Here is a 14,266-nt window from a genome sequence, read left to right as displayed (position 1 = left end):
TCCACTATTTTTGGCCCGCCATGACCTCACGCCGCCCCCACGCCTTGTTGTTCGACCTCGACGATACCCTGTGGCCGATCGGCCCCGTCATCGCGGCGGCGGAAGTCAGCTGGCACGCCTGGCTGGCCGAGCGCGCGCCCAAGGTGACCGGCAAATATACGGTCGCCGAGCTGCGCGCCATGCGCATGGCGCTGCTGGAGCGCCGGCCCGAGCTGGTGACCGACCTGTACCAGTTGCGCCGCCAGGCGCTGCTGGACGTGTTTGCCGAAACCGGCGAGGACGCCGCCCATGTGGAAGGCGCGATGCGCCACTTCGCCGAGTGCCGCAACGCCGTCACGCCGTTCGCCGACGTGGTCCCGGCGCTGGCCGAGCTGCAGCGCATGCTGCGGCTGGGCGTGATCACCAACGGCAATGCCGATCTTGAAGTCATAGGGCTGCACCACCATTTTGAATACACGCTGGCGTCGGCCAGGTTCGGCCGCGCCAAGCCGGACCCGGACATCTTCCTGGCCGCCTGCGAGGCGATGGGGGTGGCGCCGCGGGACGCGGTCTACGTCGGCGACGACCTGCGGCTGGACGTGCAGGGCGCGCAAGGGGCGGGGCTGCGGGCGGTGTGGATGAACCGTGGCGGCGGCAGCGCCCACCTCGAGGCCGGCATCGCGCCGGACGCCATCTGCGCCTCGTTCGACGAACTTCTGGCCTGGGTACGCGAGCAAATGCGGCATTGACGCCACGCCGCGGCCCCCGTCCGGCGCGGAGCGTGCATAATAGAAGCAAACCCGACGGAACTACCTCGATAGACTCAACATGCAACTCGATACACGCGCACAAACACTGCTCAAGGCCCTGGTCGAACGCTACATCGCGGACGGCCAGCCGGTAGGCTCGCGCGCGCTGTCCAAGATCTCCGGACTGGACCTGTCGCCGGCGACGATACGCAACATCATGGCCGACCTGGAGGAGCTGGGCTACGTGGCCAGTCCCCACACCTCGGCCGGCAGGGTGCCGACGCCGCGCGGCTACCGCATCTTCGTCGACACGCTGCTGACGGTGCAGCACCTGGACGAGCAATCGGTGGAGGGGCGCATGCGGCTGCAGGCGCCGCAGCCGCAGAAGATGATTTCCAACGCCGCGCAGATGCTGTCGTCGCTGTCGCAGTTCGCCGGCGTGGTGCTCAGCCCGCGGCGCGAGTCGGTGTTCCAGCAGATCGAATTCCTGCGCCTGGGCGAGAAGCGCATCCTGCTGGTGATCGTCGGCCCGACCGGCGACGTGCAGAACCGCCTGCTGCTGACCGACGTCGACTACAGCCCGGCGCAGCTGGTGCAGTCGGCCAACTACATCAACCAGAACTACGGCGGGCTGGCCTTCGACGAGGTGCACACGCGGCTGCAGCACGAGCTGCGCCAGCTGCGCGACGACATGGGGCGGCTGATGCAGGCGGCGGTGGAGGCGGGCAGCGAGGCGATGGCCGACAACTCGGACGACATGGTCATCGCGGGCGAGCGCAACCTGCTGTCGGTCAGCGACCTGTCGTCGAACATGACGTCGCTGCGGCAGATGTTCGACATGTTCGAGCAGAAGACGGGGCTGATGCAGCTGCTCGACGTGTCGAGCAAGGCCAGCGGCGTGCAGATTTACATCGGCGGCGAATCGAGCCTGGTGCCGATGGACGAGATGAGCGTGGTCACCGCGCCGTACACGGCCAACGGCAAGATCGTCGGCACGCTGGGGGTGATCGGCCCGACGCGCATGGCCTACGAGCGGGTGATACCGATCGTCGACATCACCGCCAAGCTGCTATCGAACGCGCTGAGCCACAACTAATCCGGGGTCAGATCCGACATTTGGACACGGGCTCTACCGTAGCGGCCGCTACGGTAGAGCCCGTGTCCAAATGTCGGATCTGACCCCGGATTTTCAAGGGCGGTGCGGGCAGGCGGTCTTGGTGCAGTTGCCGTAGATCGCCAGCGCGTGTTCGGCGATCTTGAAGCCGCGCTCTTTCGCCACCAGTTGCTGGCGCGTTTCGATTGCCTCGTCAAAGAATTCCTCCACGCGGCCGCAATCGAGGCACACCAGGTGGTCGTGGTGCGAGCCTTCGTTCAGCTCGAAGATGGCCTTGCCGGTTTCGAAGTGGTTGCGGTTCAGCAGGCCGGCCTGCTCGAACTGGGTCAGCACGCGGTAGACGGTGGCCAGGCCCACATCCATATTCTCGGCCAGCAGGATCTTGTAGACATCCTCGGCGGTCAGGTGGCGCACTTCGCTGTTCTGGAAAATATCCAGGATTTTGAGGCGTGGCAGCGTGGCTTTCAGGCCGCTGGCCTTCAGATCGGTAGGATTGTTACCCATGGTCGAGACTCTATAATGTGGTTGGCGGTGCGAGGTGACGGCGAGGTGACAGTTTAACGCACTCCGGGTGCCGCCGCAGCTAAATCGCCCCCGCGGCGCGCGCCGGGCTGAAATTTACATTTGCAATGTTTTACAATTATTCTTTATAAAACAAGGACATAACATCCGATTTGCTGGATAATGCGATCTCTTCGAGTGCCCACGCAGCCCCATGTCGCGGCTTGTGCTTTATGATATGGCGTTTTTCGGCACTTCCGCTCGATCAGATTGAGGACAACCATGCGCGTCACCCAGGCTTTATCGCAGTCTTTGTTGCACCGTTTCACTCCCCGGCTCGCAGGCGCTGTGTGCGTCGCGCTGGCGCTGGGCGGCTGCGCTTCCAACACCACGCTGGGCGAGAAATCGACCGCAGTGAAAGAAACCGGTGCCACGCTGGACGCCAACAAGGGCGCGCAAACGACCACCATCACCCAGCTGCAGAAGTTCATGTGGTTCTTCTCGCCGTATCGTCCGGACATCCAGCAGGGCAACTTCGTCTCCGAGGAAATGCTGGCGCAGCTGAAGGTCGGCATGACCCAGGACCAGGTGCGCTTCATCTTCGGCACCGCGCTGCTGACCGACCCCTTCCACGCCAGCCGCTGGGACTACGCGTTCCGCATGGCCAAGGGCAACGGCGAAATCACCACCAGCCGCGTGATCGTGTTCTTCGACAAGGACAACAAGGTCGCGCGCTGGGAAGGCGGCAACCTGCCGACCGAAAAAGAATACATCGCCCGCATCGCCGGCCCGGCGCCCAAGGTCAAGAAAAACCTGGACGTGCCGGACGCCCGGCCGGTCGGCAACACCTCGCCGATCCCGGCCGGCAGCGACAACGCCGCCGCGTCGCCGGTCGGCGTCACGGTGACGAACGACAAGAAATAAGCACCAACGAACAAGCACGAGGACAGCAGCATGACTGACATGAACATCGCCATCGCCGGCGCCGGCGGCCGCATGGGCCGCATCCTGATCGAAGCGGTGCTGGACGCGCCGGACGCGCGCCTGTCCGGCGCGCTGGACCGCGCCGGTTCGGCCAACGTCGGCAGCGACGCCGCCGCCTTCCTCGGCAAGCCGGCCGGCGTGCTGGTGGAATCGGAATTCGCCAAGGGCCTGGCCGGCGCCCAGTTCCTGATCGACTTCACCCGTCCGGAAGGCACGCTGGAGCACCTGGCCTATTGCGCCGAGCACGGCATCAAGATGATCATCGGCACCACCGGCTTCGACGCGGCGGGCAAGGCGGCGATCGTCGAGGCGGCCAAGAAAACCGCCATCGTGTTCTCGCCCAATTTCAGCGTCGGCGTCAACGTCACGCTCAAGCTGCTGCAGCAGGCCGCCAAGGCGCTGTCGGTCGGCTACGACATCGAAGTGATCGAAGCGCACCACCGCCACAAGGTCGACGCGCCGTCCGGCACCGCGCTGAAGATGGGCGAAGTGCTGGCCGACGCGCTGGGCCGCGACCTGAAGGACTGCGCCGTCTACGCCCGCGAAGGCGTGACCGGCGAGCGCGATCCGTCGTCGATCGGCTTTGCCACCATCCGCGGCGGCGACATCGTCGGCGACCACACCGTGCTGTTCGCCGGCACCGGCGAGCGCATCGAGATCAGCCACAAGTCGAGCAGCCGCGTGACCTACGCGCACGGCTCGCTGCGCGCCTGCCGCTTCCTGGCCGACAAGGCCACCGGCCTGTACGACATGAACGACGTGCTGGCGCTGAACTGATGACGCCCAACCACTTCACCCTGGCCAGCTACTGGGAGCAGGGCGACACCATCAGCCACATCGTGGCGCTGGTGCTGCTGGCGATGTCGCTGGTGAGCTGGTTCTTCATCCTGGCCAAGGCCTACGCCGCGTGGCGCATCCGCCGCAGCGCGCCGGCCGTGCAGGGGTTCTGGGACGCGCCGACCATGCAGGACGGTGTCGCCACGCTGGCCCTGGCCGATCCCGAGCAGATTTTCCTGCCGCTGGCGCAGCAGGGCGCGGCGCAGCTGGCCGCCTCCGGCCGTGCTTCGCTGGGCGGCGAGATGAACCATGCGGCGCAGGTCACGCGCGTGCTGCGCGTGGCGATCCAGCGCTCCACCAACCGGCTCGAAGGCGGCCTGACCTTGCTCGCATCGATAGGCGCCACCGCGCCCTTCGTCGGCCTGCTGGGCACCGTGTGGGGCATCTATCACGCGCTGGCCAATGTGTCGGCCAGCGGCACGGTGCAGATCGACAAGGTGGCCGGCCCGGTCGGCGAGGCGCTGATCATGACGGCCATCGGCCTGACGGTGGCGATCCCCGCGGTGCTGGCGTATAACGGTTTCAACCGCGTCAACCGGCTGACCCTGGCCGAGCTGGACGCCTTCGCGCACGACCTGCACGCGTATCTGACAAAATAAGCAGGTAATCCACTGCCGGGAGCAAGCATGAGCTTTGGCGCATTCAACCACCACCGCAATCCGGGGCCGATGGCCGACATCAACGTCACGCCGATGGTCGACGTGATGCTGGTGCTGCTGGTGATCTTCATCCTCAGCGCACCGATGTTCACCAACGCCGTCAAGCTGGACCTGCCGAAGGCGCAGGCACAAGCCAGTCCGCAGCAGGCGGCCACGGTGACGCTGTCTATCGACGGCGCCGGCAAGATCTACTGGAACGACGACGCGGTCGAGCAGGATGGGCTGGAAAAGCGCCTGGTCGAAGCGGCCAAACTGGACCCGCAGCCGGAACTGCAGCTGCGTGCCGACAAGGACACCCGCTACGAAGTGGTGGCGCAGGTGATGGCGGCGGCGCAGTCGAACGGATTGACGAAGTTGGGATTCGTGACGGACCCCAGGAAAGAGAAAAAATAATGGCAACCGCAGAATTGAACGGCGCGGCGATCGTCGATGTCGACAGCTTCCACGCGGCCTGTAAGGCGGCGATGGGCTTCCCCGACGGCTACGGCAACACGATGGACGCCTGGGTCGATTGTCTGAGCTATCTGCGCGATGAAGACGGCATGAGCAAGTTCCGCCTGAAGCCGAACGAGGTGCTGGAGATCGTCATCCAGGACGCCGGGGCGATGAAGGCCGCCGTGCCGGATATCCTGGAAGAGGTGGCGTACTGCGTGGCCGGCATCAACGAGCGTTACGAAGATTACGGCGAGAAGCCGGCCTTGAAGCTGACGCTGAAATAATCAGCCGGCGATAGGGATTTGCGCCTTGGCGCCGGTTTCGCCGGGCGCCAGCGTCAGCACCTCGAACCCGGTCTCGGTCACCAGCACCATGTGTTCCCACTGCGCCGACAAGGATTTGTCGCGCGTCTCGACGGTCCAGCCGTCGCTCAATTCCTTCGTTGCCGCGCGGCCGGCGTTGATCATCGGTTCGATCGTGAACAGCATGCCCGGCTTGAGCACCACGCCCTGGCCCGGACGGCCGTAGTGCGTCACCTGCGGTTCCTCGTGGTACACCATGCCGATGCCGTGGCCGCAGTAGTCCAGCACCACGCTGTAGCCGGCCTTCTCGGCGATGGTCTGGATCGCGAAGCCGACGTCGCCCAAGGTGGCGCGCGGCTTGACGGCGCGGATGCCGGCCCACATCGCCGAATACGTCGTCTCGACCAGCTTGCGCGCCGATTTCGACGGCTCGCCGACGTAGTACATGCGGCTGGTGTCGCCGTGCCAGCCATCCTTGATGACGGCGACGTCGATGTTGATGATGTCGCCATCCTTGAGTACCTCGTCGTCGGCCGGAATGCCGTGGCAGACCACGTGGTTGACCGAGCTGCACACGGTGGCCGGGAAGCCGCCGTAGCCGACGTTGGCCGGTATCGCCTGTTGCACGTTGACGATGTAGTCGTTGCACAGCTTGTCGAGGTGGCCGGTGGTCACGCCGGCCTTGACGTGCGGGCCGATCATCGTCAGCACATCGGCCGCCAGCTGGGCGGCGACACGCGCCAGGACGATTTGCTCGGGCGACTTGATCAGGTTGGCGTTACGGCGGGACATGGCACTACCTCTTTATTTTTCAGAGGCAGTAGTGTGCCACATCCGCTAGCGGACTGCTGCCAAATCGAAGTGGGGGTTGTCGATCAGGCAAAGCAGGTTGCCGAACGGGTCGGCCAGTTCGACCGTCCTGATGCCCTCGCCGACGTCCTGGATCGCGCCCGGCAAGGTCGCGCCCAGCGCCACGATGCGCTCGACTTCGGCCTCGATATCGTCCACGCCCCAGTAGACCATGCTGCCGGTGGTGCCCGGCGTGCCGTCCGGTATCAGCCCCAGTTCGAAGCCGCCGATGCTGAAGCCGGCGTAGAAAGGCTGGTCGAAATACGGCTCGGTGCCGAACACCTTGCCGTACCAGGCCTTGGCGGCGGCCAGGTCCGCCACCGGATATGCCGCAGTACGTAATCCCTTGATCATGATGCCTGTCTCCATGAAGATGTTGAAAACATCATCTTGGCACATAGCCAGCGGCGGCGATTGTAAAAATGGAAGCTAGGCCGCCAGCAGGAAGCGCTCCGGGGCGCTGCCGGAAAATTCCTGGAACTCGTGGATCAGGTGGGACTGGTCGAAATAGCCGCAGTCCAGCGCCAGTTGCGCCCAGTCCGGCGCTGCAGCAGCTTTCAGCGCACTGGTGGCGCGGCGGAAGCGGCAGATGCGGGCATAGAGCTTGGGCGACAGGCCGACCCGCTCGCGGAACTGCGCCGCCATGTGCTGGCGCGACACGCCCATCCGCGCCGCCAGGTCCTCGATGCGCAGGCCGCCGCCGCTGGCGTCCAGCGCGGACAGTGCCCGGCGCACCAGCGCATCGGCGCCCGCGCCGCCGTCCGCGCCGCGTTCGGCCAGGCGTTGCAGGAGTTGTTTTTCAATTAATTTTATGCGCTGATGGTCGGATAGCTCTCCGGTCCACAGCCCGTCTGCCAGCCGGTCGGCCTCGCTACGACCCCACAACTGGTCGATATCGGCGCGCTGGTCGGTCAGCACGTGCAGCGGCAAGGCCAGGAAAACCCCGGCGGCGCCCGGTTTGAAGCGTACCGCCACCGTCCGCACGGGCCCGCTGCTGGCCACCTGGATGGCGCTGGTCATCATGCCCACCGCAAAACCGGCCTGGCCGCCGTCCTGCCAGAGGATGTCGATGCAATTGTCCGGCAACACCCGGTGCGTGTGGGTTTGCCCGGACGCGACGCCCGCCACGCAGGCCGTCCACATGCACTCCACATGGGCGGCAAGGGCGGGATGAGGGGGATATTCGCGGTAAAGCATGGGAACTATCTTACCTCAGGGCGCTGCCGGGGCCGACTCTCGTGCGCTATTGGCGCTTCAGCCAGTATAATGTCCGGTTCATATTCACTTATTGGCGCCACACCACCATGCAAGATAAATATAGTCCCGCCGACGTAGAAAAAGCCGCGCAATCCCACTGGAAAGCCATCGACGCCTACAAAGCCGTCGAGCACGACCCGCGTTTCCCGAAAGGCAAGTATTACGCATGCTCGATGCTGCCTTACCCATCGGGCAAGCTGCACATGGGCCACGTCCGCAACTATACGATCAACGATGTGATGTACCGCTATCTGCGCATGAACGGCTACAACGTGCTGATGCCGATGGGCTGGGACGCGTTCGGCATGCCGGCGGAAAACGCGGCGATGGCCAACAACGTGCCGCCCGCGCAATGGACCTATTCCAACATCGCCCACATGCGCGAGCAGATGGAGTCGATGGGCCTGGCCATCGACTGGTCGCGTGAAATGACCGCGTGCAAGCCGGAATACTACAAGTGGAACCAGTGGATGTTCCTGAAGATGCTGGAAAAAGGCATCATCTACAAAAAGACCGGCACCGTGAACTGGGATCCGATCGACCAGACCGTGCTGGCCAACGAGCAGGTGGTCGACGGCCGAGGCTGGCGTTCGGGCGCGCTGATCGAAAAGCGCGAAATTCCGATGTACTACGCCCGCATCACCGACTACGCCGACGAGCTGCTGGCCTATGTCGACGACAAGCTGCCAGGCTGGCCCGAGCGCGTGCGCACCATGCAGACCAACTGGATCGGCAAGTCGACCGGCGTGCGCTTCGCCTTCCCGCACCAGATCAAGGGCGCCGACGGCTCCCTGATCCAGGACGGCAAGATGTACGTCTTCACCACCCGCCCGGACACCATCATGGGCGTGACCTTCGCCGCCGTGGCGGCCGAGCACCCGCTGGCGATCCACGCCGCGCAGACCAATCCGGAACTGGCCGCGTTCAACGCCGAGTGCAAGCTGGGCTCCGTGATCGAAGCGGACTTGGCGACGATGGAGAAGAAGGGCATGCCGACCGGCCTGTTCGTCACCCATCCGCTGACCGGCGAGCAGGTCGAAGTCTGGGTCGGCAACTACGTGCTGATCACCTACGGCGACGGCGCCGTCATGGGCGTGCCTGCGCACGACGAGCGCGACTTCGCCTTCGCCAAGAAATACAATCTGCCGATCAAGCAGGTCATCAAGGCCGAAGGCAAGGAATTCTCCATCGACGCCTGGCAGGAATGGTACGGCGACAAGGACATCTCCATCGTCACCAACTCCGGCAAATACGACGGCCTGCGCTACGCGGAAGCGGTCGACGCCGTGGCCGCCGACATGGAAGCCAAGGGACTGGGCGAGAAGAAGATCACCTTCCGCCTGCGCGACTGGGGCATCTCGCGCCAGCGCTACTGGGGCACGCCGATCCCGATGATCCATTGCGGCGACTGCGGCGTGGTGCCGGTGCCGGAAAAAGACCTGCCGGTGGTGCTGCCGGAAGACTGCGTACCCGACGGTACCGGCAACCCGCTGAACAAATACGAAGCCTTCCTCAAGTGCGACTGCCCGCAGTGCGGCAAGCCCGCGCGCCGCGAAACCGACACCATGGACACCTTCGTCGATTCGTCGTGGTACTACATGCGCTATACCTCGCCGGGTGCGGACAAGATGGTCGACGAGCGCAATGACTACTGGATGCCGATGGACCAGTACATCGGCGGCATCGAACACGCGGTCATGCACCTGCTGTACGCGCGCTTCTGGACCAAGATCATGCGCGACTTCGGCCTGGTCAAGTTCGACGAGCCGTTCGTCAACCTCCTCACGCAGGGCATGGTGCTGAACGAGACCTACTACCGCGAAGACGCGGCCGGCAAGAAGACCTGGTTCAACCCGGCCGACGTCGACCTGACCTTGGACGACAAGGGCCGCCCGCAAGGCGCCGTGTCCAAGGCCGACGGCCAGCCGGTGCTGATCGGCGGCACCGAGAAGATGTCCAAGTCGAAGAACAACGGCATCGATCCGCAAGCGCAGATCGAACAGTACGGCGCCGACACCGCGCGCCTGTTCACCATGTTCGCCTCGCCGCCGGAACAGACGCTGGAATGGTCGGGCAGCGGCGTCGAAGGCGCCAACCGCTTCCTGCGCCGCGTGTGGGCGTTCGGCTACGCGCAGCGCGAGGCCATCGCCGCCGCCGGCGCGCCGCTGACCGCCGCCGCCACCACCGACGCCGGCAAGACCCTGCGCCGCGAGCTGCACAAGGTGCTGCAGCAGGCTGACTACGACATCAAGCGCATCCAGTACAACACCGTGGTGTCGGCCTGCATGAAGATGCTCAACACGCTGGAATCGGCCAAGGATGCGGACGCCGCGTCGGTGTCCGAAGGCTACGCGATCTTCCTGCGCCTGCTGAACCCTGTGGCGCCGCACATCACCCACGTGCTGTGGGAGGAACTGGGCTACGCCAAGGCGCACGGCGACATCCTCAACGTGCAGTGGCCGCAGGTCGATCCCGCGGCGCTGGAGCAGGCCGAGATCGAGATGATGATCCAGGTGAACGGCAAGCTGCGCGGCAGCGTGGTCGTGTCGAAAACCGCCGACAAGGCGAGCATCGAAGCGGCGGCGCTGGCGGAGGAAAGCGTGCAGAAGTTCATCGAAGGCACGCCGAAGAAGGTCATCGTGGTGCCGGGCAAATTGATCAACATCGTGGTTTAAACGGATACAACATGGCGACTACTTCGAATCTGTTCCGGCGCGGCCGGCTCTGGGCGGCGCTGCTGGCGCTGTCGCTGGTGCTGTCGGCGTGCGGCTTCCATCTGCGCGGCGACGGCGGTCACTACACGCTGCCGTTCCCGACGATGTATGTCGGGCTGCCGGAGTCGTCGCCGCTGGCGATCGATTTGAAGCGCAACATCCGCGCCAACGGCGGCACGACGATCGTCAATTCGCCCAAGGACGCCGACGGCGTGATCGAAGTGATTTCCGATCCGGAGAAGACCCGCACCAAGTCCATCCTGTCGCTGAACAGCAATGGCCGCGTGCGTCAGTATCTGCTGTCGTACAACATCGTGTTCCGCGTGCTGGACAAGCAGGGCAAGGAGCTGTTGGGTAACACCCAGCTGCTGCTGACCCGCCCGATCGACTTCAACGAAACCCAGCTGCTGGCGAAGGAGCAGGAAGAGGCGCTGCTGTACAAGGATATGCAGACCGACCTGGTGCAGCAGATGATGCGCCGTATCGCGGCCATCAAGGTGCCGCAGGTTTCGCTGCCGCCGAAGGCGTAAGGACGCGCGATGCAATTAAGGTTGGAAGCGCTGGACGGCCATCTGAGCAAATCGCTGTCGCAGCTGTACGTCATTACCAGCGACGAGCATTTGCTGGCGCTGGAGGCTGCCGACAAGATCCGCAAGACGGCGCGCGCGCAAGGCTATTCCGAGCGCGACGTGCTGACCGTGGAGCGCAGCTTCAAGTGGGGCGAGCTGCTGGCGGCCAACCAGGCGCTGTCGCTGTTCGGCGACAAGAAGCTGATCGAGCTGCGCATCCCGACCGGCAAGCCGGGCAAGGATGGCGGCGCGGCGCTGCAGAATTATGTGAAGGATCTGAGTCCGGACAACCTGACCCTGATCACGCTGCCCAAGCTGGACTGGCAGACGCAGAAGGCGGCCTGGGTCGCCAGCCTGCAACAAGCCGCAGTGTATATCGACATCGCGCAGGTGGAACGGGCGCAGTTGCCCAATTGGATAGGCCAGCGCCTTGCCGCACAAGGGCAGAGCGCGGACCGGCAGAGCATCGATTTCATCGCCGATCGCGTTGAAGGCAACCTGCTTGCGGCCCATCAAGAGATACAGAAACTGGCCTTGCTGCACGAGCCGGGCAAGCTGACCTACGAGCAGGTGCACGATGCGGTGCTGAACGTGGCGCGTTACGACGTGTTCAAGCTCAGTGAAGCGATGCTGTCGGGCGATCCGGCGCGTCTGGTGCGCATGCTGGAAGGCTTGAAGGGCGAGGGCGAAGCGCTGCCGCTGGTGCTGTGGGCCGTGTCGGAGGAAATCCGCACGCTGCTCAAGCTCAAGTCGGGCATGGCGCAGGGCCGTCCGCTGGGTGCGCTGCTCAAGGAGTATCGTATCTGGGGACCGAAGGAACGCATGATGGAGCCGGCGCTGCGCCGCATCTCGCTGCCTGTACTGGAGGCGGCGATGAAGGACGCGGCGCAGGTCGACAAGATGATCAAGGGCTTGCGCGCCAAAGCGCATGCCGGTGACGCGTGGGATTCGATGCTGCAGTTGGCACTGAAGGTCGCGCGCGGTTAGGAAAGCTGACGATGGATATCAAGCACTACATGGAACAACTGGGCCAGCAGGCGCGCAAGGCATCGCGCGCCATGGCCCGCGCCGACAGCGCCACGCGCGACCGCGCGCTGACGCTGATCGCCGATGCGATCGAGCGCGACGCCGCACAACTGCGCGCCGCCAACCAACTGGACATGGACGCGGCGGCCGCCAACGGCCTGGCGCCGGCCATGCTGGACCGCCTGGCGCTGTCCGACAAGGCCATTGCCACGATGGTGGAAGGCCTGCGCCAGATCGTCGCGCTGCCGGACCCTATCGGTGAAATCTCCGGCTTGAAATTCCGCCCGTCGGGCATCCAGGTGGGCCAGATGCGCGTGCCGCTGGGCGTGATCGGCATCATCTACGAGTCGCGTCCGAACGTCACGGTCGATGCGGCGGGGCTGTGCATCAAGAGCGGCAACGCCACCATCCTGCGCGGCGGCTCGGAAGCGATCCATTGCAACCGCGCGCTGGCCAAGCTGGTCAAGGAAGGTTTGGCCGGCGCGGGCCTGCCGGAGGATGGCGTGCAGGTCGTGGACACCACCGACCGCGCCGCCGTTGGCGCGCTGATCACGATGCCGGAGTACGTGGACGTCATCGTCCCGCGCGGCGGCAAGGGCCTGATCGCGCGCCTGATGGAGGAGGCCACCGTGCCGATGATCAAGCACCTGGACGGCATCTGCCACGTCTACATCGACGCCAGGGCCGACCTGAAGAAGGCGGTCGACATCGGCTTCAACGCCAAGTGCCACCGCTACGGCACCTGCAACACCATGGAAACGCTGCTGGTGGCGCGCGCGATCGCGCCGGCGGTGCTGCCGGAGCTGGCCAGGCTGTACGCGACCAAACAGGTCGAGCTGCGCGCCGACGCGGAAGCGGCGGCGATCCTGGCGGGCTATCCGCATCTGGCGGCGGCCACCGAGGAAGACTGGTCGACCGAGTACCTGGCGGCCATCCTGTCGGTGAAGGTCGTCGACGGCATCGACGAGGCGATGGAGCACATCAACAAGTACTCGTCGAAGCACACGGAAGCCATCATCACGGAAGACCATACGGCCGCGATGCGCTTCCTGCGCGAAGTCGATTCGGCCTCGGTGATGATCAACGCCTCGACCCGCTTCGCCGACGGTTTCGAATACGGCCTGGGCGCCGAAATCGGCATCTCGAACGACAAGCTGCACGCGCGCGGCCCGGTCGGGCTGGAAGGTTTGACTTCGCTGAAGTACGTCGTGTTCGGTCACGGCGAAATCCGTCAATAAAGGAAGCCATGCTCTGGATTAAAGCGCTGCACATATTCTTCGTCATTGCCTGGATGGCCGGCGTGTTCTACCTGCCGCGCATCTTCGTCAACCTGGCGATGGAGACCGACAAGGCCGCCACCGCGCGCCTGCTGCTCATGGCGCGCAAGCTGTATCGCTTCTCGATGTGGCTGTCGGTGTTTGCGGTGGTGTTCGGCGCGATCCTGGTCTATATGCAGTACGGCGCGCAGATGCCGCACTGGCTGCATGCGAAGCTGTTCTTCGTGGTGCTGGTGATCGGCTACCACCACGCGTGCGGCGGCATGCTGAAGAAGTTCGAGAAGGGGGCCAATACCCGCAGCCACAAGTGGTATCGCGTGTTTAATGAAATGCCGGTGTTTTTGATGCTGGCGATCGTGCTGCTGGTAGTCGTCAAACCATTCTGATCGGAGCGTCATGAGCAAAGTTTGCCAGTATTTTTTCGCCACCCATTCGCCGTGGGCCTACATGGGCCATGACCGCCTGGTTGAGATGGCGCGCCGGCATGGCGTGCAGATCGAGGTCAAGCCTTTCGACCTGGGCAAGGTGTTCGGCGTGTCCGGCGGCCTGCCGCTGGCCAAGCGCGCGCCGCAGCGCCAGGCTTACCGGCTGCTGGAGCTGACGCGCTGGTCGGATTTTCTCGGCATTCCGCTGAATGTGCAGCCGAAGTTCTTCCCGGTGTCGCCGGAGTTGTCGAACAAGATGGTAGTGGCGGCGCGCCTGACGCACGGCGTCGACGTGGCGCTGGCGCTGTCGTTCGCCGTCATGCGCGCGCTGTGGGCGGAGGACAAGAATATCGGCGACGAAGACACGCTGGCGCAGATCGCCGGCAGCTGCGGCCTCGATGGCCGCGCGCTGATCAAATCGGCGGAAACGGCCAGCGTGCAGGCCGAGTACGACCGCAACACGGAAGATGCGACGGCGGCCAGCGTATTCGGCTCGCCGTGGTATGTGCTCGATGGAGAAAGCTTCTGGGGCCAGGACCGCCTGGACTTTCTGGAGCGGGCAATGCAGAAGTAAACGCGCCGCGCCACT

At 64.6% G+C, this 14,266-nt stretch carries 17 protein-coding genes; 13 read left to right on the top strand and 4 right to left on the bottom strand.

Features of this window, described 5'->3' with window-relative positions; all coding sequences use genetic code 11:
• The first annotated feature begins 20 nt into the window (after positions 1-20).
• Together ACSQ3S_RS31835 and hrcA are read left to right on the top strand one after the other, a co-directional pair.
• A complete protein-coding gene (locus ACSQ3S_RS31835) occupies positions 21-728 on the top strand; it encodes an HAD family hydrolase (RefSeq protein WP_436144893.1) in 708 nt (235 codons plus the stop codon).
• Positions 729-807: 79 nt separating this feature from the next.
• Positions 808-1,824: a heat-inducible transcriptional repressor HrcA gene (hrcA, locus tag ACSQ3S_RS31830; RefSeq protein ID WP_353404352.1), complete on the top strand. Its 1,017-nt coding sequence runs from the start codon at positions 808-810 to the stop codon at positions 1,822-1,824.
• Positions 1,825-1,917: 93 nt separating this feature from the next.
• On the opposite strand, the gene fur is transcribed toward hrcA, so the two are convergent.
• Complete coding sequence (gene fur, locus ACSQ3S_RS31825; protein WP_436144892.1) at positions 1,918-2,346, bottom strand: ferric iron uptake transcriptional regulator; 429 nt, start codon at positions 2,344-2,346, stop codon at positions 1,918-1,920.
• A gap of 279 nt (positions 2,347-2,625) precedes the next feature.
• On the opposite strand from fur, the gene ACSQ3S_RS31820 reads away from it, so the two are divergent.
• Genes ACSQ3S_RS31820 through ACSQ3S_RS31800 form a run of 5 tightly spaced genes read left to right on the top strand, consistent with a single transcriptional unit; the run spans position 2,626 to position 5,542 of the window.
• Positions 2,626-3,267 carry an outer membrane protein assembly factor BamE gene (locus ACSQ3S_RS31820; RefSeq protein ID WP_176655715.1) on the top strand — a complete coding sequence of 214 codons (642 nt, stop codon included), beginning with the start codon at positions 2,626-2,628 and terminating at the stop codon, positions 3,265-3,267.
• Positions 3,268-3,297: 30 nt separating this feature from the next.
• Positions 3,298-4,104, top strand: a complete 807-nt coding sequence (dapB, locus tag ACSQ3S_RS31815) for a 4-hydroxy-tetrahydrodipicolinate reductase (RefSeq protein ID WP_436144891.1) — start codon at positions 3,298-3,300, stop codon at positions 4,102-4,104.
• Entirely contained in the window at positions 4,104-4,763 is a 660-nt protein-coding gene (locus ACSQ3S_RS31810) for a MotA/TolQ/ExbB proton channel family protein (RefSeq protein WP_436144890.1), read from the top strand. Before dapB ends, ACSQ3S_RS31810 begins: the two co-directional genes overlap by 1 nt.
• A gap of 27 nt (positions 4,764-4,790) precedes the next feature.
• The gene (locus ACSQ3S_RS31805; RefSeq protein WP_353404351.1) at positions 4,791-5,216 is read left to right on the top strand and encodes an ExbD/TolR family protein; all 426 of its coding nucleotides are present in this window, start codon (positions 4,791-4,793) and stop codon (positions 5,214-5,216) included.
• Positions 5,216-5,542 carry a barstar family protein gene (locus ACSQ3S_RS31800; RefSeq protein ID WP_436144889.1) on the top strand — a complete coding sequence of 109 codons (327 nt, stop codon included), beginning with the start codon at positions 5,216-5,218 and terminating at the stop codon, positions 5,540-5,542. The genes ACSQ3S_RS31805 and ACSQ3S_RS31800 overlap by 1 nt, the downstream gene beginning before the upstream one ends.
• Here the strand turns inward: ACSQ3S_RS31800 and map are convergent, their stop codons facing one another.
• The 3 genes from map to ACSQ3S_RS31785 all read right to left on the bottom strand — a co-directional run bounded on the left by map (position 5,543) and on the right by ACSQ3S_RS31785 (position 7,606).
• The gene (map, locus tag ACSQ3S_RS31795) at positions 5,543-6,352 is read right to left on the bottom strand and encodes a type I methionyl aminopeptidase (RefSeq protein ID WP_353404349.1); all 810 of its coding nucleotides are present in this window, start codon (positions 6,350-6,352) and stop codon (positions 5,543-5,545) included.
• A 45-nt stretch (positions 6,353-6,397) separates the two neighbouring features.
• Positions 6,398-6,763 carry a VOC family protein gene (locus ACSQ3S_RS31790; RefSeq protein ID WP_436144888.1) on the bottom strand — a complete coding sequence of 122 codons (366 nt, stop codon included), beginning with the start codon at positions 6,761-6,763 and terminating at the stop codon, positions 6,398-6,400.
• A 75-nt stretch (positions 6,764-6,838) separates the two neighbouring features.
• A complete protein-coding gene (locus tag ACSQ3S_RS31785) occupies positions 6,839-7,606 on the bottom strand; it encodes a helix-turn-helix domain-containing protein (RefSeq protein ID WP_176655708.1) in 768 nt (255 codons plus the stop codon).
• 107 nt (positions 7,607-7,713) lie between these two features.
• Between ACSQ3S_RS31785 and leuS the strand changes: the two genes are divergently transcribed.
• From leuS to ACSQ3S_RS31755, 6 genes are read left to right on the top strand one after another with little or no spacing between them, the layout of a single operon-like run.
• Positions 7,714-10,341 carry a leucine--tRNA ligase gene (gene leuS, locus ACSQ3S_RS31780; protein WP_436144887.1) on the top strand — a complete coding sequence of 876 codons (2,628 nt, stop codon included), beginning with the start codon at positions 7,714-7,716 and terminating at the stop codon, positions 10,339-10,341.
• Positions 10,342-10,352: 11 nt separating this feature from the next.
• On the top strand, positions 10,353-10,910 hold the full coding sequence (locus ACSQ3S_RS31775; RefSeq protein WP_176655706.1) for an LPS-assembly lipoprotein LptE: 558 nt from the start codon (positions 10,353-10,355) through the stop codon (positions 10,908-10,910).
• Between the two features lie 9 nt (positions 10,911-10,919).
• Positions 10,920-11,936, top strand: a complete 1,017-nt coding sequence (gene holA / locus ACSQ3S_RS31770) for a DNA polymerase III subunit delta (protein WP_436144886.1) — start codon at positions 10,920-10,922, stop codon at positions 11,934-11,936.
• A gap of 11 nt (positions 11,937-11,947) precedes the next feature.
• A complete protein-coding gene (locus ACSQ3S_RS31765; protein ID WP_436144885.1) occupies positions 11,948-13,213 on the top strand; it encodes a glutamate-5-semialdehyde dehydrogenase in 1,266 nt (421 codons plus the stop codon).
• Positions 13,214-13,221: 8 nt separating this feature from the next.
• On the top strand, positions 13,222-13,638 hold the full coding sequence (locus tag ACSQ3S_RS31760; RefSeq protein WP_176655703.1) for a CopD family protein: 417 nt from the start codon (positions 13,222-13,224) through the stop codon (positions 13,636-13,638).
• 10 nt (positions 13,639-13,648) lie between these two features.
• On the top strand, positions 13,649-14,251 hold the full coding sequence (locus tag ACSQ3S_RS31755; RefSeq protein ID WP_353404344.1) for a 2-hydroxychromene-2-carboxylate isomerase: 603 nt from the start codon (positions 13,649-13,651) through the stop codon (positions 14,249-14,251).
• Positions 14,252-14,266: the final 15 nt, after the last annotated feature.

This window comes from Duganella sp. LjRoot269 (assembly GCF_964254095.1).
Taxonomy (GTDB): Bacteria; Pseudomonadota; Gammaproteobacteria; order Burkholderiales; family Burkholderiaceae_D; genus Rugamonas; species Rugamonas hordei.
Note: the sequence above shows the minus strand (reverse complement) of the source record. Positions and strands in the feature narration are given on the sequence as shown.